The 21009-nt window shown below is 64.8% G+C and carries 23 protein-coding genes; 18 read left to right on the top strand and 5 right to left on the bottom strand.

Going from position 1 to position 21009, the window contains the following annotated elements:
* The 11 genes from G8O24_RS36775 to G8O24_RS36825 all read left to right on the top strand — a co-directional run.
* The coding region (locus tag G8O24_RS36775) for a solute carrier family 23 protein (RefSeq protein WP_283815632.1) at window positions 1–439 on the top strand (439 nt) is incomplete at its 5' end.
* A 73-nt stretch (window positions 440–512) separates the two neighbouring features.
* Window positions 513–1349: an SDR family oxidoreductase gene (locus G8O24_RS36780; protein WP_188107412.1), complete on the top strand. Its 837-nt coding sequence runs from the start codon at window positions 513–515 to the stop codon at window positions 1347–1349.
* 215 nt (window positions 1350–1564) lie between these two features.
* Window positions 1565–2746 (top strand): hypothetical protein, encoded by a 1182-nt coding sequence (locus tag G8O24_RS36785; protein WP_188107413.1) that lies wholly within the window; start codon window positions 1565–1567, stop codon window positions 2744–2746.
* A gap of 16 nt (window positions 2747–2762) precedes the next feature.
* A complete protein-coding gene (locus G8O24_RS36790) occupies window positions 2763–3356 on the top strand; it encodes a hypothetical protein (protein WP_188107414.1) in 594 nt (197 codons plus the stop codon).
* Window positions 3357–3550: 194 nt separating this feature from the next.
* Window positions 3551–4681: a helix-turn-helix transcriptional regulator gene (locus tag G8O24_RS36795; RefSeq protein ID WP_188107415.1), complete on the top strand. Its 1131-nt coding sequence runs from the start codon at window positions 3551–3553 to the stop codon at window positions 4679–4681.
* 37 nt (window positions 4682–4718) lie between these two features.
* A complete protein-coding gene (locus G8O24_RS36800; protein WP_188107416.1) occupies window positions 4719–5525 on the top strand; it encodes an NAD-dependent protein deacetylase in 807 nt (268 codons plus the stop codon).
* A gap of 139 nt (window positions 5526–5664) precedes the next feature.
* Entirely contained in the window at window positions 5665–7749 is a 2085-nt protein-coding gene (locus G8O24_RS36805; protein WP_188107417.1) for a hydantoinase/oxoprolinase family protein, read from the top strand.
* Between the two features lie 2 nt (window positions 7750–7751).
* The gene (locus G8O24_RS36810; RefSeq protein WP_188107418.1) at window positions 7752–9410 is read left to right on the top strand and encodes a hydantoinase B/oxoprolinase family protein; all 1659 of its coding nucleotides are present in this window, start codon (window positions 7752–7754) and stop codon (window positions 9408–9410) included.
* A 38-nt stretch (window positions 9411–9448) separates the two neighbouring features.
* Complete coding sequence (locus tag G8O24_RS36815) at window positions 9449–10450, top strand: TRAP transporter substrate-binding protein (protein WP_188107419.1); 1002 nt, start codon at window positions 9449–9451, stop codon at window positions 10448–10450.
* 10 nt (window positions 10451–10460) lie between these two features.
* A complete protein-coding gene (locus G8O24_RS36820; protein ID WP_188107420.1) occupies window positions 10461–11054 on the top strand; it encodes a TRAP transporter small permease subunit in 594 nt (197 codons plus the stop codon).
* Between the two features lie 31 nt (window positions 11055–11085).
* Entirely contained in the window at window positions 11086–12390 is a 1305-nt protein-coding gene (locus G8O24_RS36825) for a TRAP transporter large permease (RefSeq protein ID WP_188107421.1), read from the top strand.
* A gap of 45 nt (window positions 12391–12435) precedes the next feature.
* Here G8O24_RS36825 and G8O24_RS36830 read toward each other — a convergent pair whose 3' ends face one another.
* Window positions 12436–13080 (bottom strand): glutathione binding-like protein, encoded by a 645-nt coding sequence (locus G8O24_RS36830; protein ID WP_188107422.1) that lies wholly within the window; start codon window positions 13078–13080, stop codon window positions 12436–12438.
* Window positions 13081–13188: 108 nt separating this feature from the next.
* Between G8O24_RS36830 and G8O24_RS36835 the strand changes: the two genes are divergently transcribed.
* Window positions 13189–13833 (top strand): TetR/AcrR family transcriptional regulator, encoded by a 645-nt coding sequence (locus G8O24_RS36835; protein WP_188107423.1) that lies wholly within the window; start codon window positions 13189–13191, stop codon window positions 13831–13833.
* A 99-nt stretch (window positions 13834–13932) separates the two neighbouring features.
* Here the strand turns inward: G8O24_RS36835 and G8O24_RS36840 are convergent, their stop codons facing one another.
* Window positions 13933–14898, bottom strand: coding sequence for a 2-hydroxyacid dehydrogenase (locus G8O24_RS36840; RefSeq protein ID WP_188107424.1), 966 nt, complete (start codon window positions 14896–14898; stop codon window positions 13933–13935).
* 144 nt (window positions 14899–15042) lie between these two features.
* Here G8O24_RS36840 and G8O24_RS36845 point away from each other — a divergent pair, with 144 nt between their 5' ends.
* The 4 genes from G8O24_RS36845 (at window position 15043) to G8O24_RS36860 (ending at window position 17834) form a co-directional block, all read left to right on the top strand.
* Window positions 15043–15411, top strand: coding sequence for a YciI family protein (locus G8O24_RS36845; protein WP_188107425.1), 369 nt, complete (start codon window positions 15043–15045; stop codon window positions 15409–15411).
* Window positions 15408–16709 (top strand): RNA polymerase sigma factor, encoded by a 1302-nt coding sequence (locus G8O24_RS36850; protein ID WP_188107426.1) that lies wholly within the window; start codon window positions 15408–15410, stop codon window positions 16707–16709. The genes G8O24_RS36845 and G8O24_RS36850 overlap by 4 nt, the downstream gene beginning before the upstream one ends.
* Window positions 16710–16793: 84 nt before the next feature.
* A complete protein-coding gene (locus G8O24_RS36855; RefSeq protein WP_188107427.1) occupies window positions 16794–17330 on the top strand; it encodes an SRPBCC family protein in 537 nt (178 codons plus the stop codon).
* An 84-nt stretch (window positions 17331–17414) separates the two neighbouring features.
* Window positions 17415–17834, top strand: coding sequence for a VOC family protein (locus tag G8O24_RS36860; protein WP_188107428.1), 420 nt, complete (start codon window positions 17415–17417; stop codon window positions 17832–17834).
* Window positions 17835–17930: 96 nt separating this feature from the next.
* On the opposite strand, the gene G8O24_RS36865 is transcribed toward G8O24_RS36860, so the two are convergent.
* The 3 genes from G8O24_RS36865 to G8O24_RS36875 all read right to left on the bottom strand — a co-directional run bounded on the left by G8O24_RS36865 (window position 17931) and on the right by G8O24_RS36875 (window position 19987).
* The gene (locus G8O24_RS36865; RefSeq protein WP_188107429.1) at window positions 17931–18278 is read right to left on the bottom strand and encodes a hypothetical protein; all 348 of its coding nucleotides are present in this window, start codon (window positions 18276–18278) and stop codon (window positions 17931–17933) included.
* Window positions 18279–18736: 458 nt separating this feature from the next.
* The gene (locus tag G8O24_RS36870; RefSeq protein ID WP_188107430.1) at window positions 18737–19174 is read right to left on the bottom strand and encodes a hypothetical protein; all 438 of its coding nucleotides are present in this window, start codon (window positions 19172–19174) and stop codon (window positions 18737–18739) included.
* 24 nt (window positions 19175–19198) lie between these two features.
* Window positions 19199–19987 carry an SDR family NAD(P)-dependent oxidoreductase gene (locus G8O24_RS36875; RefSeq protein ID WP_188107431.1) on the bottom strand — a complete coding sequence of 263 codons (789 nt, stop codon included), beginning with the start codon at window positions 19985–19987 and terminating at the stop codon, window positions 19199–19201.
* Between the two features lie 188 nt (window positions 19988–20175).
* Between G8O24_RS36875 and G8O24_RS36880 the strand changes: the two genes are divergently transcribed.
* Together G8O24_RS36880 and G8O24_RS36885 are read left to right on the top strand one after the other, a co-directional pair.
* Window positions 20176–20580 (top strand): YciI family protein, encoded by a 405-nt coding sequence (locus G8O24_RS36880; protein WP_188107432.1) that lies wholly within the window; start codon window positions 20176–20178, stop codon window positions 20578–20580.
* A gap of 48 nt (window positions 20581–20628) precedes the next feature.
* Complete coding sequence (locus G8O24_RS36885) at window positions 20629–20994, top strand: YciI family protein (RefSeq protein WP_188107433.1); 366 nt, start codon at window positions 20629–20631, stop codon at window positions 20992–20994.
* The last annotated feature ends 15 nt before the right edge of the window (window positions 20995–21009 follow it).

Raw genomic sequence — 21009 nt, forward strand, 5'->3', positions numbered from 1 at the left:
CAGTCTTGCGACCATCGTGGCGGCCTGCGGCGGCGGTACCGGTGTCACCACCTATGCCGAGAACATCGGCGTCATGGCGGCGACGAAGGTCTATTCGACCTTGCTGTTTGCGTTTGCGGCGACCGTGTCGATCGCGCTCGGCTTCTCGCCGAAATTCGGCGCGCTGATCCTGTCGATCCCGGGTCCGGTCATCGGCGGCCTCTCGATCGTGCTGTTCGGATTGATCGCGGCGATGGCCGGCCGGATCTGGGTCGAGAACAAGGTCGACTTCGCCGATCCTGCCAACCTGATCACGGTCGCCGTGGCGCTGACCGCGGGCGCCGGTGACCTCACGCTCAAATTCGGCGCGTTCACGATCGGCGGAATCGGCACCGCGACCTTCGGCGCGATCATCCTGTACCAGATCCTGACTTCGCCAATCGCGCGCCGCGCGGAATGAATCCCAGCGCTGCGTCAGCGGGACGGAACAAAATCTCGGTTCCATCCATGATGAGACATCCCGGAGAAAACTCATGCCACAGACCGACCTCTCGACCACCTTTCCGTCACGCCTCGTCGGCCGATATGCGCTGGTGACGGGTGCCTCCCAGGGCATCGGCCGTGCCGTTGCCGTCCGGCTCGCCCAGGAAGGCGCGGCCGTCGCCATCAACTATGTCGATCATCCCGGCAAGGCCGAGGAGACGCTTGCGCTTGTCAGAACGGGATCGAGTGATCGCGGTCACGGCAAGCTCGACCATGTCATCGTCAAGGCCGACGTCAGCAATGAGCAGGAGGTCGGCGCGATGTTCGAGACCATCCTCGCGCGCTGGGGGCGCCTCGACTGTCTCGTCAACAATGCCGGCTTCCAGCGGGAATCGCCGAGCGAGGCGCTCGATATCGAAACCTATCGCCGCATCATCGACGTCAATCTCAATGGCGCCGTGCTCTGCGCACAGAAGGCGCTGGCGCATTTCGTCGCACGCGGCGCGGCTGGCTGCATCATCAACTGCTCCAGCGTTCACCAGATCGTTCCAAAACCGGGCTATCTCGCCTATTCGATCAGCAAGGGCGGCATGGCCAGCCTGACCCGTACGCTGGCGCTGGAGTTTGCCGCACGCGGCATTCGCGTCAATGCCGTCGGCCCCGGCGCGATCGACACGCCAATCAACGCGGCCTGGACCGGCGATTCCGAGAAACGCGATACCGTTACCAGCCACATTCCGCTCGGCCGTGTCGGCACGCCGGAAGAGATGGCCGCCGTATTCGCCTTCCTCGCCTCGGACGATGCCAGCTACATCACCGGGCAGACCATCTATGCATGTGGGGGACTGACGCTGTTCCCCGAGTTCCGGGACAATTGGGCAAGTTAGAGGTTCCGGAACACGTATATGTTGTAGTCGGGTAACAGTCGGCAAAAAGCGGAAAGCACTGCCGATGCTTCCGTGCGACCTCAACCCAACGGTGGATGCACCGTCTGCGATCTCGTTCCACCTTGGCTCTGCGCGACGGATGCTTGTGAGCGGCTTCCGGCTCGGGCGAATTTCGTGGTCCGACCGAATCGGACTCCGCCAAGCAAGGGACGCAAATGTCTGATGCTGCCGAAGCCATTTTAGATCTGATCACGTTAGGTGCACGTGTCGGCCGCCTTTCCAGCAGGGCAGGCTTCGCAGCCAGCATGGTTGCGGTGTCGGTGATGGGCTATACGATGGTTAGGCCTGCGTCGGCGGGGCAAACCTGTGTCGTCAGTGCGGGGGCGCCCGGAGCTGCGACAGGCAGTCAGGATCTTGCTTGCGGCGCGGGTGCGCTTGCGCAAGGTACCAACGCTCAACCCGCGACGGCGATCGGTCAGCTCTCGACGGCAGGGCCCGATGGGACTTCGCTAGGCTTTTTGGCCGGGAGCCATTTGTTTGGTCTGACGGTCGCGGGCGTCACCAGCATCGGTGCCAACGCCAACGCCGACCTGAATGTTACGGGCCAATACGGCACCGCGGTCGGGGCTAACAGCTATTCTGGCGGCAGCTACAGCGTGGCAATCGGCGGCGGTGACGGGGGCGGCGGCGCGGCTGCACGGTCCACCGGCGATAACTCGATCGCGATCGGCGTCAGCAGTAGCGCGGCGGGCGTTTCTTCGACGGCGATGGGGAATGGCGCCGTCGCATCCGGTTTATCTTCAATCGCGTTGGGAACCGGAGCCGCTGCGACATCCAATACGGCGACCGCGATCGGCACGGGCGCCTCTGCAGGCTTTGCAAACTCCACCGCCATCGGCTCAGGCGCGACGGCGACGGCCGCCAATCAGGTCGCGGTTGGCACAGCGAGCAGTACCTATCGTCTGGCGGGCGTCGCGTCGGCGACGAGTCTTGCGGCGCAGAGCGGCCCGGTCTCCTTTGTGACCACCGACGCGGCCGGCAACCTCGCCACATCGAGCTTCAATCCGGCGAGCCTCACCTCCTTGCAGTCGCAGTTCGCGTCCCTGCAATCGCAAGTCACCTCGTTGCAGTCGCAGGTGATGGACAACAGGCTCGAGGCGCGCACTGGCACCGCCGTCGCGCTGGCGGCCGGCTCGATGCCGGCACTCCAAGCAGGGCGGAAATTCGCGCTCTCGGCCGGCTATGGCAATTTCGAAGGCGCCAATGCCTTCGCACTCGGCGCGACCGCCCTGCTGTACGAAGGCAAGAGCTTTGCGGTCGTCGCTAATGCCGGCGGCGGTATCGGATTGGAACGCAACGTTGCCGGTGGCCGTGGTGCCATGTCGATCCAGTGGTAGCAATGACGCGCTTGTCATGACGCTGCGCTGGCTGAGTGCTGGACTTGGTGTTCCGGTCGTCGGGCTGTTGATCCTCGGCGCGGTGACAACATCCGCACAGCAAACGCCTGCGCAGCCGCACCAGACGTCACCCCAGCAGCAACCGACGGCCAAGCCGGCGAACATCGACCGCAATGGCGTGCTGATGCTGATCCGCTCGACGCTGCTCGCACTCGACCATGCCAACAAGACCGGGAACTATACCGTGCTGCGCGATCTCGGCGCGCCCGGATTCCAGGTCAACACCGCAGCGAAGCTCGCGGAGATCTTCGCCAAGCAGCGCGGCGAGAAGCTGGACCTCTCCGGTGTGGCGGTGATCGATCCGCAATTGTCGCTGCTGCCGCAGATCGAGCCGAATGGATTTCTGCACATGGCGGGATTTTTTCCATCGGTGCCCTCCCAGGTGAATTTCGAATTGTTGTTTGCGCCGGTCGAAGGGCAATGGCGCGTGTTCGGCGTATCGTTGTCGGTCGGACAGTCCGCGCCGGTAGCGCCTGAGCCTCCGGCCGAGAAGGCTGTCGTCTCGCAGAGGCAGGCCGCACCGCCGAAACCGGCCGTTTCTGCAAAATAGCCGATGCCGCCTTCATTGCTGCGATCGTCGCGCACCATCGAGCGTGGCAGGGAGGAGGACTCTTGCCGCTTCGGCATGCAGCGTGCCTTTAAAATTCGCGCGCACGACGTTTTGCAGGCGTCAGCAATCTTGTGGTAGAGTGTTACTGAAGGCGCCAATGCCCTGCATGTCGTTTGGAATGATGAAAGTTGGCCGTGACGTCTGAAGCTGCTCGGCTGTCGGAGCTCATCGGCCTGATTTACGACGCGGCGCTCGATCCCGCTCTGTGGCCGCATGCCCTCGGGCAAGCCTGTCTGTTCGTCGGCGGCTCCTCGGGCGCCCTGTTCTGGCACGATGCAGCCACGGAGGAATCCGCGGCGTTGCATATGTTCAACGAGGATCCGCACTACACTCAGCTCTATTTCGAAAAATATCTTCCCCTCAATCCGTGTTTTCCGGCCGGCGCGTTTATCGAGGCCGGCGTCGTGTGGGGATCCACCGACCTCATTCCCTTCGAGGAGATCGTGGAGACCCGATTCTACGCGGAGTGGATGAAGCCACAGGGCATCATCGATGCGCTCGGCACCAATCTGGAGAAGAGCGCAACCAGCGCCTCCGTCCTTGCGGTCCGGATGCACGAAGAGGACGGCCTTGCCGACGCCGACGATCGTCGCAGGCTCGGGCTGCTCGTTCCGCATTTTCAGCGCGCGGTCGCGATCGGGCGGTTATTCGACCAGGGCAGGACGTCGCAGGCCGTCCTGACCGAGACGCTCGATCATGTCTCGGCGGCCGTCTTTCTGGTGGGTCCCGCCGGACGTCTCGTCTTTACCAATCAGCCGGCTCGTCTCATGCTTGACGAGGCGGTCCTGGTGGGCGAACGGAACGGCGCATTGATGGCGCTGTCACCCGAGGCTCATCGCGCGCTACGTGATGCGCTTCTCGCCGCCGAGAACGGCAACGCGACCGCTGATCGCGGCGGCTCAATTCCGATCGTCAACTCGCATGGACGCTGGTTTGCGGATGTGCTGCCATTGACCTCGGGCGATCGGCAGCGCGCCGGCGCGCTGCATTCTGCCGTCGCTGCGGTCTTCGTCCGCAAGACTTCGTTGGCGAGTCCGCCGCCACTCGAGGCGCTGGCCAGGATGTACAAGCTCACGGCCAGCGAGATCCGCGTGCTCGATGCCGTCATGAAGGTGAGCGGCGTGAGGGCGCTGGCGGAGGCTCTCGGACTGACGCAGGCGACCGTCAAGACTCATCTCCACAACGTGTTCCGCAAGACCGGCACCGCACGGCAGAGTGAGCTCGTGAAGCTCGTCGCCGGCTTCGCACCCCCCGAGCACGGTTGATCTGGCAAAATGTCGCGGCGCAGATTACATCTGCGCCATGGCAAACCCTCCGCTCCAGGAATTCGTCGAACGACACGAAAAGCTCTTCGTGCTGACCGGTGCCGGCTGCAGCACCAATTCGGGCATTCCCGACTATCGCGACCGAAACGGCAACTGGAAGCGGACTCAGCCGGTCAATTTTCAGGCCTTCATGACGGAAGAGCCGACGCGCCAGCGCTATTGGGCGCGCAGCCTGATCGGCTGGCGGCGGTTCGGACAGGCCCGGCCGAACGATGCGCATCATGCGCTGGCCCGGCTCGAGGCGAGTGGACGCTGCGAGATGCTGCTGACCCAGAACGTCGACCGGTTGCATCAATCCGCCGGCCATCGTCAGGTGATCGATTTGCACGGGAGGCTCGATCTCGTCCGTTGCATGGGCTGCGGCCGGAAGACGCCGCGGAGCGAATTCCAGCACACGCTCGCCCGCGCCAATTCGGAATGGCTGACGCTCGACGCTGCGGATGCGCCCGATGGCGATGCCGATCTGGACCATGCCGATTTCTCGTCGTTCAGGGTGCCGCCCTGTGAGGCTTGCGGTGGCATCCTCAAACCTGACGTTGTGTTCTTCGGCGAGAACGTCCCTCGCGACGTGGTCGCGACCGCGCAGGACCATCTGTCGCAGGCCGACGCCATGCTGATCGTCGGCTCGTCGCTGATGGTCTATTCCGGCTTTCGCTTCGTGCAGGCGGCGGCGCGCCGGCAAATCCCGATCGCCGCCGTCAATCTCGGACGCACCCGTGCCGACGATCTGCTGACGCTGAAGGTCGAGGAGCGCTGCGAGGCAGCGCTTGCATTCCTGCTCTGATCTGACGCCGGACCAACACGTCTTGCCTATTGCATAGGTGCCAAGCAGAATAGCTCGGTGTCGCGCTTTCACGTGCTCGATGGCATGGAAATTGCTGCGTTTTCGCCCTGAGTTTTGACGATCAGCCGGAGAATTTGGAATGCTTGAGGGAGCCGAAGTGCGGCTTGCCGTGGATATTGGTGGCACGTTCACCGACATCGTGCTTGACGTGGGCGAGGTGCGCAAAACCCGCAAGGTGCTGACGACGCCGCAGCGGCCCGAACAGGCGGTGCTGGACGGCATGCGTCTCATTTTGACTGATGCGTGCGCGCATATCAGCGACATCGACGTCTTCATTCACGGCACGACGCTCGCGACCAACGCCATCATCGAGCGGCGCGGCGCAAAGACGGCATTGATTGCAACCGATGGCTTTCGCGACGTGCTCGATATCGGCACCGAGAGTCGCTACGACCAGTATGACCTCACCATCGACAAGCCGAAGCCGCTGGCGCCACGCGGCCTGCGTTTCACCGTGCCGGAGCGCATCGACGCTCATGGTGCCGTTCGGCTCCCGCTGGACGAGGCGGCGGTGCGAGCACTCGCGCCGAAATTGCGCGAACTGAAGGTTGAGAGCGTCGCGATCGCCTTCCTGCACTCCTATGCCAATCCCGAGCACGAGCGTCGCGCGGCTGCGATCATCGGTGAGGAGATGCCCGGCGTCTCCGTGACGGTGTCGTCGGCTGTCTGTCCCGAGATCCGCGAATATGAGCGCACTTCGACCGCCGTTGCCAATGCCTATGTGCAGCCGCTGATCGACGGCTATCTCGCGCGCATGGCGGAGGCGCTGCAGATCGAGCAGTTTCGCGGCGCGATCTATCTCGTCACGTCGGGCGGCGGCGTCACCTCGATCGAGACGGCGCGGCGCTTTCCGGTGCGCCTCGTCGAATCCGGTCCCGCCGGCGGCGCCATCTTCGCGGCGCAGATTGCGGCGCGTCTCGGTGAGAGCAAGGTGCTCTCCTTCGACATGGGCGGCACCACTGCAAAGATCTGTCTCATCGAAAAGTATCAGCCGGAGACCTCGCGCGTGTTCGAGGTCGATCGCGCGGCGCGCTTTCTGAAGGGCTCCGGCCTGCCGGTGCGCATTCCCGTGATCGAGATGGTCGAGATCGGCGCCGGTGGCGGCTCGATTGCCCATGTCGACGCCATGAAACGCGTCACCGTCGGCCCTGAGAGCGCCTCGTCGGAGCCGGGCCCCGCCTGCTACGGCCGTGGTGGCGAGCGCCCGGCCGTGACGGATGCGGACGTCGCGCTCGGCATGATCGACCCCGACGCCTTTGCCGGCGGCACGATCAAGCTCGATCCGGAGTTGTCAAAGAAGGCCCTGCTGAGCAGCGTCGGCAATGCGCTCGGCCTGTCGGCGGAGACCGCGGCCTATGCCGTGCACGAGGTCGTCTGCGAGAACATGGCGAGCGCGGCGCGCGTGCATGCGGTCGAACGTGGCGAGATCGTCGGTCAGCACACCCTGATCGCCTTTGGCGGCGCGGCGCCCCTGCATGCGGCCCGTGTCGCCGAGAAGATTGGCGTCTCCCGTGTGATCGTGCCCTCGAATGCCGGCGTCGGCTCGGCGGTCGGATTCCTCGCAGCTCCCATCGCCTATGAGCTGGTGCGCAGCCGTCACGTCCGGCTCGACGATTTCGACACCAAGGCCGTGTCCGAGCTGTTGCAGGAGATGGTGACCGAAGCGCGCGCGCTGGTCGAGCCCGGCGCTGCCGGCGCGCCGGTGCGCGAACGCCGCGCCGCCTTCATGCGTTATGTCGGCCAGGGCCACGAGATCACGGTGGAGCTGCCGAACCGGCCGCTGACATCGGCCGATCTTGCAGGCCTCCGCCAGAAGTTCGAGGCGGATTATGCGGCGATGTTCGAGCGGCCGATCCCGGGCGCGGCGATCGAGGTGCTGAGCTGGTCGGTGCTCGCGACGACGGAGGCGCGCAATCCATCTGTCGTCGCCGCCGTCGCGCGCAAGCCGGCCGCGAAAGCCTCGGGCAGCCGCAAGTTCTTCGACGGCCGCGCAGGCGAAGTGATCGAGATCCCGCTCTACCGCCGCGAGGACATGGCGCCTGGCGCGACCATCGCGGGCCCCGCGGTGATCGCCGAGGACGAAACCTCCACCTTCGTCTCGACGAGTTTCGATGCCCATATCGACGGTGCGGGCAGCATCGTCATGGAACGGAAGGCAGCCTGATCATGAGCAAGGCAAAAGGCGCGAGCCTGATCGACCTCCAGATCATGTGGCACCGGCTGATCGCCGTGGTCGAGGAGCAGGCGCAGGTGCTGCTCCGCACCGCCTTCAGTCCGATCGTGCGCGAATGCGGCGACCTCTCGGCCGGCGTGTTCGACCTTAAGGGGCGCATGCTGGCGCAGGCGGTGACCGGCACGCCCGGCCACGTCAACTCGATGGCGGAATCGGTCAAGCACTTCATCAATCATTTCCCGCTGGAGACGATGAAGCAGGGCGACGCCTACATCACCAACGATCCGTGGATGGGCACCGGCCATCTCAACGACTTCGTCGTCACCACGCCCTGCTTCAAGGACGGCAAGGTCGTCGCGCTGTTCTCCTGCACCAGCCATCTCATGGACATCGGCGGCATCGGTTTCGGCCCCGACGCCACCGACGTGTTCATGGAAGGGCTCTACATCCCCATGCTGAAGCTGATCGACCAGGGCGTCGTCAACGAGACGCTGATGGCGATGATCCGCACCAACACGCGCCTGCCTGTTGATACCGAAGGTGACACCTATTCGCTGGCCGGCTGCAACGACGTCGGCTGCGAGCGTCTGGTCGAGATGATGACCGAGTTCGGCATCGACACGCTCGACGAGCTCGGCGACTACATCTGCGACCGCTCGCGCGAAGCGGTGCTCGCCGAGATCGCCAAGCTGCCGAAGGGCAGCTGGCGCAACACCATGGTGGTCGATGGTTACGACGCGCCGGTGACGCTGGCGGCGACGCTCACGATCTCGGATAGCGGCATCCACGTCGATTTCGACGGCACCTCTGCGGCTTCCAAGTTCGGCATCAACGTGCCCTTGTCCTACACCACGGCCTACACCGTGTTCGGCCTCGGCTGCGTCGTCGCCTCGCAGATTCCGAACAATGCCGGCTCGCTGTCGCCGCTGACGGTGTCGGCGCCTTCAGGTGCTATTCTCAATGCGCCGAAGCCGGCGCCGGTCGCCTCGCGCCACATCATCGGCCAGATGCTGCCGGACGTCGTGTTCGGCTGCCTGCGCCAGATCATTCCGGAGCGCGTGCCCGCCGAGGGCACCTCGTGCCTGTGGAATCTCAACGTGCGCGGCCAGACCCGGTCGGGCGTCGGCGGCAATTACGGGTTCTCGATGGCGGTGACCTCCAATGGCGGCACCGGCGCGCGGTTCGGCAAGGACGGCCTTTCCGCCACCGCCTATCCCAGCGGCGTGCGCGGCACCCCGGTCGAGATTGCAGAAACGCAGACGCCCTTGATCTTCTGGCGCAAGGAGCTGCGGCCGGATTCCGGCGGAGCAGGGCGTACGCGCGGTGGCCTCGGCCAGATCATCGAGGTCGGCAGCGGCGTCGACGCGCCGTTCGACATCCTGGCGGCGTTCGATCGCATTGATCATCCGCCGCGCGGCCGCGATGGCGGCCGGGATGGCGAGGCCGGCTATGTCGGCCTCAAGTCCGGCAAGAAGCTGCGTGGCAAGGGCTTTCAGCAGGTGCCGCCGGACGACCGGCTAGTGGTGCTGACACCGGGCGGCGCCGGCATCGGCGATCCCCGGGAGCGGGACCGCGCGGCCGTCAACGACGACGTCGCGAGCGGCCTTGTGTCGTCGGACAACGCAGTCGCAGTCTACGGGTATGCGCGGTGACGTATCAGGCGTCGCACGCGTAGCAAACGGAGGGGCAGATGATCACGCGTAGGAATTTCACCGCGGGTGCAGCGACGTTGCTTGCCGCCGGTCACATCTCGACCCGTGCACGGGCGGCGACGGTGAGCTGGGACATGTCGACGGTCTGGCCCGACGGCAATTTCCACACCCAGAATGCGATGGCCTTCGCTGAAGAGGTGAAGAAACAGAGCAATGGTGCGGTTGCGATCACCGTGAAGGCGGGCGGCCAGCTCGGCTTCAAGGGCCCGGAGCACCTGCGCGCCGTCCGCGACGGCCTGGTGCCGCTCGCCGACGTCCTCAACATCCAGCAGGTCGGCGACGAGCCCTTCATGGGCGTCGAGAGCATCCCCTTCCTGTGCGGCTCGATGGACGAGCTCAAGGTGCTGCACAAATATGTGCGGCCGGAATACGAAAAGGTCGCCGCGCGCAACAACCAGAAGATCCTCTATATCGTGCCGTGGCCGACGCAGTATCTGCATCTCAAGGTCAAGGTCGCCGATGTCGAGGGCTTGAAGAACATCAAGATCCGCGTCCCCGACAAGAATGCCGTGGACATGCTGGCCGTGGTCGGCATGGCGCCGGTGATGATCCCCTGGGGCGAGACGATCCCCGCGCTTGCGTCGGGTGCCGTTTCCGGCGTCTCCACCTCCGCCGTGTCGGGCGTCGACGGCAAGTTCTGGGAGTTCCTGAAATACATCTACCCGACCAACCATGTCTGGTCGTCGCAGATGCTCACGGTCAATCTCGATTCCTGGAAGGCGCTGAGCAGCGACCAGCAGAAGCTCGTCGCCGATATCGCAGCGAAGATGGAGCCCGGCTTCTGGTCTAACTCGCTCAAGGCCGATGTCGACAGCCTCAACCGCCTCAAGGAGGGCGGCATGGAGGTGGTGCCGGTCTCGGACGCCATGATGACGGACATCCGGGCCAAGACCGCGCCGCAGCTGGATGCCTTCCTCAAGCGCGTGCCGGCGGCCGACAAGCCGGTGCGGGCCTATCTCGCCGAAATGAAGCGCGGCTGAGGGACGAGCGGTGACCAGCGTTTCACCCGAGGCCGCGCAGAGCCTCAACGCGGCGGCGCCGGCGCCGCTGCGCATGCTGCTCGATGCCATCGACCGCCTCGGACGACTCGACGGCTGGATCGGCGGCGGTTGCCTGCTGACCCTGACGCTGTTGATGCTGTGCGAGGTCGCGACCCGCTTCCTTTCGAACTTCCTGTCGTTCTTCCCGCCGACGATTTCGATCGCCTGGGAATATTCCTCCTATTTGATGGCGGCGTCCTTCACCTTCGGCGCCGCCATGACGTTGCGCGTCGGCGGTCACATCCGCGTGGTGCTGCTGCTCAAGAACGTGCCGCCGCCGCTGCAGCGCGCGATCGAGATCCTCTCCGCCGCCGCCGGATTTGCCTTCATGGCCTTCCTGACATCATCGATGGCGAAGTTCGCTTTCGGCGCCTATACGCGCGGCCAGGTCTCGACCTCGAGCGACACGCCGCTGTGGTTTCCGGAAGCCGTCGTCACTTTCGGCATGCTGCTGCTCACGCTCCAGTTCCTGGCGCGTGCGATCCAGGCCGTGCTCGGCCTGCCGCTCGAGGATCACCGCATGAAGGCTTCCCCCGTCGAATGACCGCCTTGCTCGCCATCGGATTCAAGCTCGCATGACCATCGAAGTCGTCGCCCTGTTCGGGATTCTGTTTGCGCTGCTGGCGGGCGGCGTCTGGATCGGCTTGACCCTTGCGCTCACCGCAACGCTCTTGCTCGCGATGTTCCGCTCGATCCCGCTCGACAAGCTGCTGCCGCAATACGCCTGGAACATTTTGACGACCCAGGAGCTGCTGGCGTTGCCGCTGTTCATCCTGATGGGCGAATTGCTGTTCCGCACCCGCCTGTCGGGCTCGCTGTTCCAGGGCCTTGCGCCCTGGGCCGGGCTGCTGCCGGGCCGCCTGCTGCATGTGAACGTGATCGGCTGCACCATCTTCGCGGCGATCTCGGGCTCGTCGGCGGCGACGACGCAGGTGATCGGCCGCATGTCGCTCAACGAGCTGCTCCGCCGCGGCTATTCGCGCGACATCGCGATCGGCTCGCTCGCCGGCGCCGGCACGCTCGGCTTTCTGATCCCGCCGTCCAACATTATGATCATCTACGGCGTGCTCGGCGATGTCTCCATTCTCAAGCTCTTCACCGCCGGCGTGCTGCCCGGTCTGCTCCTGGCCGCCACCTTCATGGGCTGGGTGATGCTGCACACCTCGCTCAAGCCTTCGATGGTGCCGGAGACGGAAGCCAAGCTCTCGCAGGTACCGTGGGGCGAGCGCTTCGCCGCGCTGAAGGATCTCGCGCCGGCGCTGTTCCTGATCGCCTGCGTGCTCGGCTCGATGTATGGCGGGCTCGCGACGCCATCGGAGGCCGCCGCCGTCGGCGTGCTCGGCGCCGGGCTGGTTGCCTGGGCGCAAGGCTCGATGTCGCAGCAGGTGATGCGCGACGTGCTGATCGGCTCGGTGGTCACGTGCTCGATGATCGCGCTGATCGTGCTGGGGGCCTCGATCCTCGGCAATGCCGCAGCCTTCCTCGGCATCCCTCAGGCGGTGGCTGCCTTCGTCAAAGGGCTCGGCCTGTCGCCCTTCATGCTGATCGTGGTGCTGATCATCTTCTATCTCATCCTCGGCTGCTTCCTCGACGGCTTCTCGATGATCGTGATGACGCTGCCGATCGTGCTGCCGATCGTGAAGGGCGCCGGCTTCGACGAGATCTGGTTCGGCATCTTCCTCGTGCTCGCCGTCGAGATGGCGCAGATCACGCCGCCGGTCGGCTTCAACCTGTTCGTGATCCAGGGCCTGACCGAGGACGGCCTCGGCTACATCGCGCGCGTCACCATGCCGTATCTGATCATCATGGTCGGCTTCGTGCTGCTGCTGACGCTCTGGCCAGGCATCGTCACGATCCTGCCGCGGGTGCTCTACGGCTAAGGATGTCGCCCCGGCGAGGCCGGGGCAACGTCTTGATCTGGTCGTTCAGGCCGCGGCCTTCTTGCGCGCGAGTTCGGCCTTGTACAGCTCGAACTCCTCCGCGATCGCCTTGGCGATCGACGGCCGCTGGCGCAGGCGCTCGTAATATGCCTTCACGTTCGGCCACTTCGCGAGCTCGATCGGCGGCGTCGCCATGGTCCAATTGATGACCGTGACGAGATAGGCATCGGCTACGCTGAAATGGTCGAGCAGGAACTCGCGTCCCTTCAGGTAGTTGTCGAGATAGTCGAGCCGCGACAGGTTCTTCTCCAGCATATAGGCCTTCACCTCCTGCGACGCCTTGCGGTCGAGCACGGGGATGAACAGGCCCTTGTGCAGCTCGGTGCCGATGAAGCAGAGCCATTGATGCAGCCGTGTACGCGCGATGCCTTGCGTGGCGCCGAGCCCGGATTGCGGGAAGCGGTCCGCGACATATTGCAGGATCGCGGCGTTCTCGGTCAGTACCACGCCCTCGTCGGTCCGCAGCGTCGGCACCAGCCCGATCGGGTTCACGGCGCGGAAGTCGGAGCCGTCCTTCAGCACCGTCTTGGTCGGGGGATCGACTTCGAGATAGGTCGCATCAGCGCCGGCTTCATAAAGCGCGACGCGCGTCGCCATGGAGCAGGCGAGCGGCGAGAAATAGAGATCCATCTGGTGCCTCCTTGGGCCGTTTCTCTGAGTGAGTGTCGCTCAACCTGGCCAGATTGATTTTTGTACTGTCTTGCATAATATGGGGTCGGTCAAGGATTAACTTGCGATATGGTACAAAAAGCAAAGCCGCCAGCTGCTGCCGCCGAACCGAAACGCCGCGGCCGGCCACGTGCCTACGAACCCGACATCGCCCTTGGCAAGGCGCTCGACCTGTTCCGCAGACAGGGCTTTGCATCGACCTCGCTCGACGATCTCAGCGAGGCCACCGGCATGAACCGGCCGAGCCTTTACAGTGCCTTCGGCGACAAGCGCGAGCTCTACATCAAGAGCTATCAGCGCTACCGCGAGGACGCACGCGCATCGATGGCCGAGATCTTTCGTCAGGAGATGCCGGTGCGCCAGCGGCTGGAGCGCATCTTTGCGTCCGCGCTGAACATCTATCTGTCCGGCGAGACCGGCCCGCGCGGCTGCTTCACGGTGGTGACGGCAGCGTCGGAAGCGGTCGGCGATCCCGAGATCCGCGCCATGGTGCTCGATGGACTGACCGAGCTCGACAAGGCCTTTGCGAACTGCTTCCGCCGCGCCAAGGAAAAGGGCGAGCTGCCGGCGAGCGCTGATCCGTCGGTGCTGGCCCAGCTTGCATCCGCGACCGTCCACACCATCGCCATCCGCTCTCGCGCGCGCGTGCCGCGCAAGGAGCTGGAGGCGATCGTCACGGGCGCGATTGATGTAATGGTGGGTGGCAAGCGATAGGCTGTCGTCGAGCCGACCTCGTATCTGTCGTGCGAACTATCTCCTCAACGTCGTCCTGGCGAAAGCCAGGACGACCCCAAGCTTTTCAGCGGGCGAGCCTTAATACCCGCGCGCGCGGTCCACTACGTTCTCCAGTGCGCCGCCCGCCTCGAACGTTGCGATCTGCTCGGCGACATAGGCCGAGATCGCATCCGCGTCGGTGTCGGCGGCGTTGTGCGGGGTCAGCAGCACCTTGGGGTGGGTCCAGAAGCGGCTGTCCGCCGGTTGCGGCTCCTGCACGAAGACGTCGAGCGAGGCGGCGCCGAGCGTGCCGTCGTCGAGGCAGGCGAGGATATCGGCTTCGTTCTGCAGGCCGCCGCGGCCGGCATTGATCAGCACGGGCGCGCCGAGCGGGCTCGTGCGGTTGAGCTTGGCGAAGACGTCGCGGTTGAGGATGCCGTTCGTATCGGGTGTCAGCGGCAGCAGTGATACCAGGACGTCGGTCTTGCGCAGGAATGCGTCCATGCCCGCCGCGCCATGGAAGCACTCGACACCGGCGATCGTGCGCGGGCTGCGGCTCCAGCCGGCGACGCGGAAGCCGAGCCGCCGCAGCACGTCGGCTGCATCGGCACCCAACGTGCCGAGGCCCATGACCCCGACGGTGATGGCGCTCGCCGGCCACTGATATTTCGGCTCCCAGCGCCTGGCGCGCTGCGACTCCCGCAGATACAGCTCCTGGCGGTGGTGCATCAGCACGTGCAGCACGACATATTCGGTCATGCGGTTGGTGAGGTCAGGGACCGCGACGCGCACCAGCGGCACGCTGGGAAGGCTGCCGTCGGCCATCAGCGCATCGACGCCGGCGCCGAGATTGAAGATCGCCCGCAGGTTCGGGAAGGCGCCGAGGTCGCCCGGCACCGGCTTCCAGACCGCGGCATAATGCACCTCGCCCGGATCGAGCGAGGCATCCGGCAGCAGCACCACGCGGCGGCCATTGCAGACCGCGTCGAACCGGGCCTTCCAGCGCTCCGGCAGCCAGTTCTGCTGCGTGCTGTTGATCAGGACGGCCAGTGTGCCTTTGCTCATTCGAAGTGCCTCGTCGGGTTCCGCTTTTGAAGGCCCTCCTTGGCACGATCTGTCGGATTTTTCTCGCAAATTATTTCCGCAGCCCTGTCGGGGCAGGGCATAGTGGATCGTCTTCAAAACAAGCGTTCAGGGAAGGTGCTGCCCATGCTTTATGCGATCCTCTGCTATCATGACGAAGACTTCGTCGGCTCCTGGAGCAAGGACCAGGACGAGGCCGTGATGAAGAAGCTCGCCGTGGTGCAGGAGAGGCTGACCCAGCAGGGTCGGCTCGGACCGGTGGCCCGGCTGCTGCCGACCACCGCGGCGGCGACGCTGCGCAAGGAGGACCCGCCGCTCGTGCTTGACGGCCCCTATGCCGAGACCAAGGAGCAGCTGCTCGGCTTCTACATTGTCGACTGCAAGAATCTCGACGATGCGCTCGACGTCGCGCGCGACCTTGGCGCCGCCAATCCCGGCGGCGCCTACGAGGTGCGTCCCGTCGGCGTATTCCGGCCCGGAGGGATTTCGGCGTGAGCGACACGGATACCGCCTGGATCGAGACCGCGCTGACTTCGGCGCGACCCCAGGCGGTTGGCGCGCTGCTGCGCTATTTCCGCGATCTCGATACGGCCGAGGAGGCGTTCCAGAACGCGTCCCTGCGCGCGCTCAAGAGCTGGCCGCAGAACGGGCCACCGCGCGATCCCGCGGCCTGGCTGATCATGGTCGGCCGCAACGTCGCCATCGACGAGGTCCGGCGCAACCGCAAGCAGCAGCCGCTGCCGGACGACGACCAGGCGATCTCCGATCTCGACGACGCTGAAGGCGCGCTTGCCGAACGGCTCGACGGCTCGCACTATCGCGACGACATCTTGCGGCTGATGTTCATCTGCTGTCACCCGCAACTGCCGGCGACGCAGCAGATCGCGCTGGCGCTGCGCATCGTCTCCGGCCTCACCGTGAAGCAGATCGCGCGCGCCTTCCTGGTCTCGGAGGCCGCGATGGAGCAGCGCATCACCCGCGCCAAGGCCAAGGTCGCCGAGGCCGGGACTCCGTTCGAGACGCCGGGCGCGATCGAGCGCTCGGAGCGGCTCGCCGGGGTCGCCGCGATGATCTATCTGATCTTCAACGAAGGCTATTCGGCCAGCGGCGACACGGCCGAGACCAGAAAACCGCTGTGCGAGGAGGCGATCCGGCTGGCGCGGCTGCTGTTGCGGCTATTCCAGAGCGAGCCGGAGATCATGGGGCTGACGGCGCTGATCCTGTTACAGCATGCGCGGAGCGCCGCGCGCTTTGCCGAAGACGGCTCGCTGATCCTGCTCGACGACCAGGATCGCTCGCTCTGGAATCGCACCATGATCGCGGAGGGGCTGGCGCTGATCGACAAGGCGATGCGCCACCGCCGCAGCGGTCCCTATCAGATCCAGGCCGCGATCGCCGCGCTGCATGCGCGCGCAGCGACGCCTGACGAGACCGACTGGACCCAGATCGACCTGCTCTACGGTGCACTGGAGGTGGTGCAGCCTTCGCCGGTGGTGACGCTCAACCGCGCGGTCGCGGTCTCCAAGGTCCGCGGGCCGCAGGCCGCGCTAGACCTGATCGAGCCGTTGGCGCCGAAGCTTGCCAACTACTTCCATTTCTACGGCGTGCGCGGCGCCTTCCTGATGCAGCTCGGCCGCAACGACGAGGCCCGCATCGCCTTCGACCGTGCCATCGCGCTCGCCAATACCTCGGCCGAAGCCGCCCACATCCGCATGCACATCGATCGCCTGATCCGGGACAACCAGCCGAAGGCCGGCGAAGGCAGTGCGCGGCAGAGTGTGAAAACGAAATAGGGCAACCTGTCTAAAAAATCGTTCCGTCATTTGTCGGGCCACGCCGCTCCCCTTCGTCTTATTCCTGTATCAAGGGAGCCGTTCATGCTGAAAGCTGTTGCCATCATTGCCGTCGTGCTCGCGGTGGGAATCGCGGGCGTTCTCGTCTTCGCTCTCACCAAGCCGGACACGTTCCGTGTCGAGCGCTCGCTCGCCGTGAAGGCGCCGGCCGATGCGATCTATCCGGTGGTTGCCGACTTCCACTTCTGGACCAGTTGGTCACCCTACGAGGACCGGGACCCCGCCATGAAGCGCACCTTCGGCGGAACCGCATCAGGCAAGGGGGCGACTTATGCCTGGGACGGCAACAACAATGTCGGCGCCGGCCACATGGAAATCCTCGAAGCAAACACGCCGTCGAAGCTTCGGATCAAGCTCGATTTCCTGCGCCCCTTCGAGGGTCACAACACCGCTGAGTTCACTTTTGTGCCGCAAGGCGATGCCACACTCGTCACATGGGCGATGTACGGTCCGGCGCCTTTCATGTCCAAGGTGATGCAGGTCTTCATCAACATGGACAGCATGATCGGCAAGGATTTCGAATCCGGCCTCGCCAGCCTGAAGAAGCTCACCGAGAAGTAGCGCCAGCAACGGCCCAAAGAACGGCCCAAGGAACGGCCCAAGGTGCGACCAAGGGCGATCGAGGACACAAAGAGGAGAGAAGCGATGCTCAGTGCCTATCTGTTCTATCAGGACACCTGCGAAGCAGCCTTCAACTATTACGCCAAGGTGCTCGACGGCAAGATCGACGCCATGATGCGCCTCTCGGAAGCGCCGCCGTCGGATATGCCTCCGGGGCCAGCCGGTCGCGAGAAAACCATCATGCATGCGCGGATGACCCTGCCCGGCGGCGCCGTGCTGATGGCCTCTGACACGCCGCCTGAGCATTTTCACAAGCCGCAGGGCTTTTCGATCTCGCTCACGGTCATGGACCCCACGGAGGCAGAGCGTAAGTTCAACGCGCTCGCCGATGGCGGCATCGTCACCATGCCCTTCAGCAAGACGTTCTGGGCCAAGGGATTTGGCATGTGCGTCGACAAGTTCGGCATCCCGTGGATGGTGAACTGCCCGGCCGAAGGCATGTGAGCGTGGACGACATCTGCCGAGCGGCGAAGCCCTCTCTTGAGTGTTCAATAGCTGCAGGAGAGGGTGCCGCGCCGAAGAGCGTCACCCGCCACAATGTCAGCGGATTGATCCGGTCGTGTCCTCGATCGGTGGCTGTGTGACGCAACTGCGGCAGATCACGAGCTTCGATTCGAGTTGCCTGTCGTTCTCGGCCTCGATCTCGTCGTTGACGGCCCACCACGCGTCGGAATAGGGGCGCAGCGTGGCCAGCACCCTTTGCCGCTCCAGATTGGGATCGCTTTCCCGCGCAGGGGGATTGGCAAGGCGATGTTTTGCGACCGCAGGACGGTTGGGATCCTGACCGAGTCCATCCCACGCAATCGGGCGGCGCTCGGCCGCCGGCGCGCTTGCGCATCCCGCGAGCGCTGCGCAAAAACTGAGCAAGACGAGAATGTGTCGAGCCATGCCGGGCCTGCCATGCGGTGCGCCAGGCGAATTGGCGCGGAAAACATTGCAGTGCGACGCTTACCTCGGACTTGAGGGAAAACGACGTCGTCAGCATGGCCGAAAGGAGATTCGTGCACGCGCGTCGCATCGTGAGAACCGCGTGAGCGGCTTCGTGACGCGGTGCGGATCGCATCGCACAACAACTGGCGCAAGAATAGGCTGTGCACTTTCCGGCGGAATCAGTAACTATATTCATAATAACTACAAATTAGGGTGGACGCGACTGGGAAGGGAGCGACCGATGGCGGCGGCGCTACAGATCAATTTTGCTTTGTGGGGAATGTTGATCTGCGCGAGCTTAAAGCTCGCGCCAGTGATCCACGTCGTTTTCCACTAGAACAGTAGCCGGCTTGTGACGGGCCGTGCTCCTTGTGGGCACGTTGCGTTAGCCAGCCGTTGCGAGTGCGCTCCTGCCGTCATCGGCAGCGTGGATAGATCGCGGCGAGGTCGCGCCCCTTAAGCAAGAGCAATCGAGAGGTGAGGCCGCCGCGCTGGCTAATCCAGTCGCGGACCGGGCCTGGGTAGGCCTCGAGCACGGCTTCTGATGCTTCCGGCTCGGCATAGAAGCGCCCGCGCCGATCGACCGAACGCGCGGCATGGAAGCCGAGCACGGCGCGCTTGGTGACGCAGATGCGCTCGCCCGGCACGATGCTGAGCACCAGCGTGCAGGCCGACAGGCAAGGACCGTCGATCACCACGCGCTCGCCGCTCGCGCGCACCTTCTCGAACAGATCGAGGAACGGTCCGACCTGTCCGCCGGGGCTCTGGATGATGCGGATCTCGGCTCGCGCCGGTACGGCGGCGAGCAGGGCGGCTGCGAGCGCCAGGACTTTGAGGAAGGTGACGCGTCGCATGAAGCACTCCACCCTACAAGGTTCCTACCCGTTCCGCCGCTCGCCACGCAGCGTCGGCAGGCCGATGCCCGCCGCATCGAAGCCGCCATCGACGGCCAAAATTTGACCGGTGATGTAGCTCGCGCGCTCCGAGCACAGGAAGTAGATCGCTTCCGCCAGTTCCTCCTCCAGGCCGTAGCGGTTCAGCGGAATGGCGTCGTGATAATCGGCGCGGATCTCCTTGGAGTGCACCTGCTTTGCCATCGCGGTGTCGACCGGCCCCGGCGCGACCGCGTTGACGCGGATGTTGAGCGAGGCGAGCTCGACTGCGAGCTGCTTGGTGAGATGCGCGAGCCCAGCCTTGCTGGTGCCGTAGGCCGAACGCAGCGTCGAGGCCCGCACCGCCGAGATCGAGGTGATGTTGACGATGGCGCCGCCGCCCTGCTCGCGCATCAGCGGCGCGGCCGCCTTGGTGCACAGGAACGGGCCGGTGAGATTGACCGCCATGATCCTGGCCCAGTCGTCGTCGCCGGTCTCCAGCACCGGCGCGAACACGGCGATGCCGGCATTGTTGACGAGAGCATCGAGCCGACCAAAGCGGCTCATGACTGCGGCCATCGCGGCCCGCACGGCGGCCGCGTCCGACACGTCGCAGGTGATTGCCAGTGTGGCGTCGGGATTTTTCAGCGCCGCTGCGGCGCTCGCCTGCAGCTCTCCCGCGATATCGAGCAGCGCCACGCGCCACCCCTCGGCGAGGAAGCGTTTCACTGTCGCCAGCCCGATCCCGCGAGCGGCACCGGTGACGAGGGCGACTTTGGCGGGGGAGGAGGTCATGATGCGGTCCTTTGCTTCTCGCCCGCGGCATGACAGTTTCATTGGTCCGGCGCAAGCGACGAGCGCTCATTTGGTCACATGGCGCCGCCTGGCGCGCCGCATGACCTCCGAAATAATTCCACGAGCGTGTCGGTTTTGGAGGGCGTCGTTCGTCTTACAAGGGAACGATGAGGCTAGTGAGGAACCGCATGCGATTCATGATGCTGATGATCCCGCTCGGCTACGAGGCCGCGCCGCCGGACGTGCAACTCGATCCCGAACGCTTTGCCGCGATGATGCGCTACAACGAGGCGCTGAAGGATGCCGGCGTGCTGATCACGCTGGACGGCCTGCATCCGCCGTCGATGGGCGCGCGCGTCTCGTTCTCGACCGGCGTGCCTGTTGTCACCGACGGCCCCTTCACCGAAGCCAAGGAAGTGCTGGGCGGCTACTGGATGATCGAGGTCGACTCGCGCGATGAGGCGATCGCCTGGGCCAGCAAGTGCCCGGCCTCGGCCAACGAGATCATCGAGATTCGTCAGGTCCAGGAAATCGCCGATTTTTCGCCTGAGGTGCAGGCCGCCGCCGCCGGTTTCAGCGGCCTGAAGACGTAGAGGGCGGCGTCCGCCATTTGTTCAGCCTATCAACCAGAGGAGATATCCATGAGTGCCGAACACAAATTTCTCGCCGTCTATCTCGGCAGCATGTCCGGATCGAAAGCGGCGGCGTGGCACGCGCTTCCCGAGGCCGAACGCAAGGCCAAGGAGCGCGAGGGCATGGCCGCCTGGCATGGCTGGGTCGAGAAGCACAAGGACGTCATCGTCGAGATGGGCGGTCCGCTGGGCAAGACCCGCAAGATCGACGCCAGCGGCATCACCGAGGTCAGCAACGCGCTGACCGGTTTCACGGTGGTGCGGGCCGCCTCGCAGGAGGAAGCCGCAAAACTGTTCGAGAACCATCCGCATTTTGCGATCTTTCCCGGCGAGGCGATCGAGGTCATGCCCGTGCTGGCCATTCCGCAGATGTAGCTCCAGGGGAACGTC

It is taken from the genome of Bradyrhizobium campsiandrae, from assembly GCF_014529705.1.
GTDB lineage: Bacteria > Pseudomonadota > Alphaproteobacteria > Rhizobiales > Xanthobacteraceae > Bradyrhizobium > Bradyrhizobium campsiandrae.

Bases quoted from the DNA above. Each gene is read 5' to 3' on its own strand.
- G8O24_RS36780 (WP_188107412.1), top strand. From the start codon at position 513: ATGCCACAGACCGACCTCTCGACCACCTTTCCGTCACGCCTCGTCGGC.
- G8O24_RS36785 (WP_188107413.1), top strand. From the start codon at position 1,565: ATGTCTGATGCTGCCGAAGCCATTTTAGATCTGATCACGTTAGGTGCA.
- G8O24_RS36790 (WP_188107414.1), top strand. From the start codon at position 2,763: ATGACGCTGCGCTGGCTGAGTGCTGGACTTGGTGTTCCGGTCGTCGGG.
- G8O24_RS36800 (WP_188107416.1), top strand. From the start codon at position 4,719: ATGGCAAACCCTCCGCTCCAGGAATTCGTCGAACGACACGAAAAGCTC.
- G8O24_RS36805 (WP_188107417.1), top strand. From the start codon at position 5,665: ATGCTTGAGGGAGCCGAAGTGCGGCTTGCCGTGGATATTGGTGGCACG.
- G8O24_RS36810 (WP_188107418.1), top strand. From the start codon at position 7,752: ATGAGCAAGGCAAAAGGCGCGAGCCTGATCGACCTCCAGATCATGTGG.
- G8O24_RS36815 (WP_188107419.1), top strand. From the start codon at position 9,449: ATGATCACGCGTAGGAATTTCACCGCGGGTGCAGCGACGTTGCTTGCC.
- G8O24_RS36825 (WP_188107421.1), top strand. From the start codon at position 11,086: ATGACCATCGAAGTCGTCGCCCTGTTCGGGATTCTGTTTGCGCTGCTG.
- G8O24_RS36830 (WP_188107422.1), bottom strand. From the start codon at position 13,080: ATGGATCTCTATTTCTCGCCGCTCGCCTGCTCCATGGCGACGCGCGTC.
- G8O24_RS36835 (WP_188107423.1), top strand. From the start codon at position 13,189: ATGGTACAAAAAGCAAAGCCGCCAGCTGCTGCCGCCGAACCGAAACGC.
- G8O24_RS36840 (WP_188107424.1), bottom strand. From the start codon at position 14,898: ATGAGCAAAGGCACACTGGCCGTCCTGATCAACAGCACGCAGCAGAAC.
- G8O24_RS36845 (WP_188107425.1), top strand. From the start codon at position 15,043: ATGCTTTATGCGATCCTCTGCTATCATGACGAAGACTTCGTCGGCTCC.
- G8O24_RS36855 (WP_188107427.1), top strand. From the start codon at position 16,794: ATGCTGAAAGCTGTTGCCATCATTGCCGTCGTGCTCGCGGTGGGAATC.
- G8O24_RS36860 (WP_188107428.1), top strand. From the start codon at position 17,415: ATGCTCAGTGCCTATCTGTTCTATCAGGACACCTGCGAAGCAGCCTTC.
- G8O24_RS36865 (WP_188107429.1), bottom strand. From the start codon at position 18,278: ATGGCTCGACACATTCTCGTCTTGCTCAGTTTTTGCGCAGCGCTCGCG.
- G8O24_RS36870 (WP_188107430.1), bottom strand. From the start codon at position 19,174: ATGCGACGCGTCACCTTCCTCAAAGTCCTGGCGCTCGCAGCCGCCCTG.
- G8O24_RS36875 (WP_188107431.1), bottom strand. From the start codon at position 19,987: ATGACCTCCTCCCCCGCCAAAGTCGCCCTCGTCACCGGTGCCGCTCGC.
- G8O24_RS36880 (WP_188107432.1), top strand. From the start codon at position 20,176: ATGCGATTCATGATGCTGATGATCCCGCTCGGCTACGAGGCCGCGCCG.
- G8O24_RS36885 (WP_188107433.1), top strand. From the start codon at position 20,629: ATGAGTGCCGAACACAAATTTCTCGCCGTCTATCTCGGCAGCATGTCC.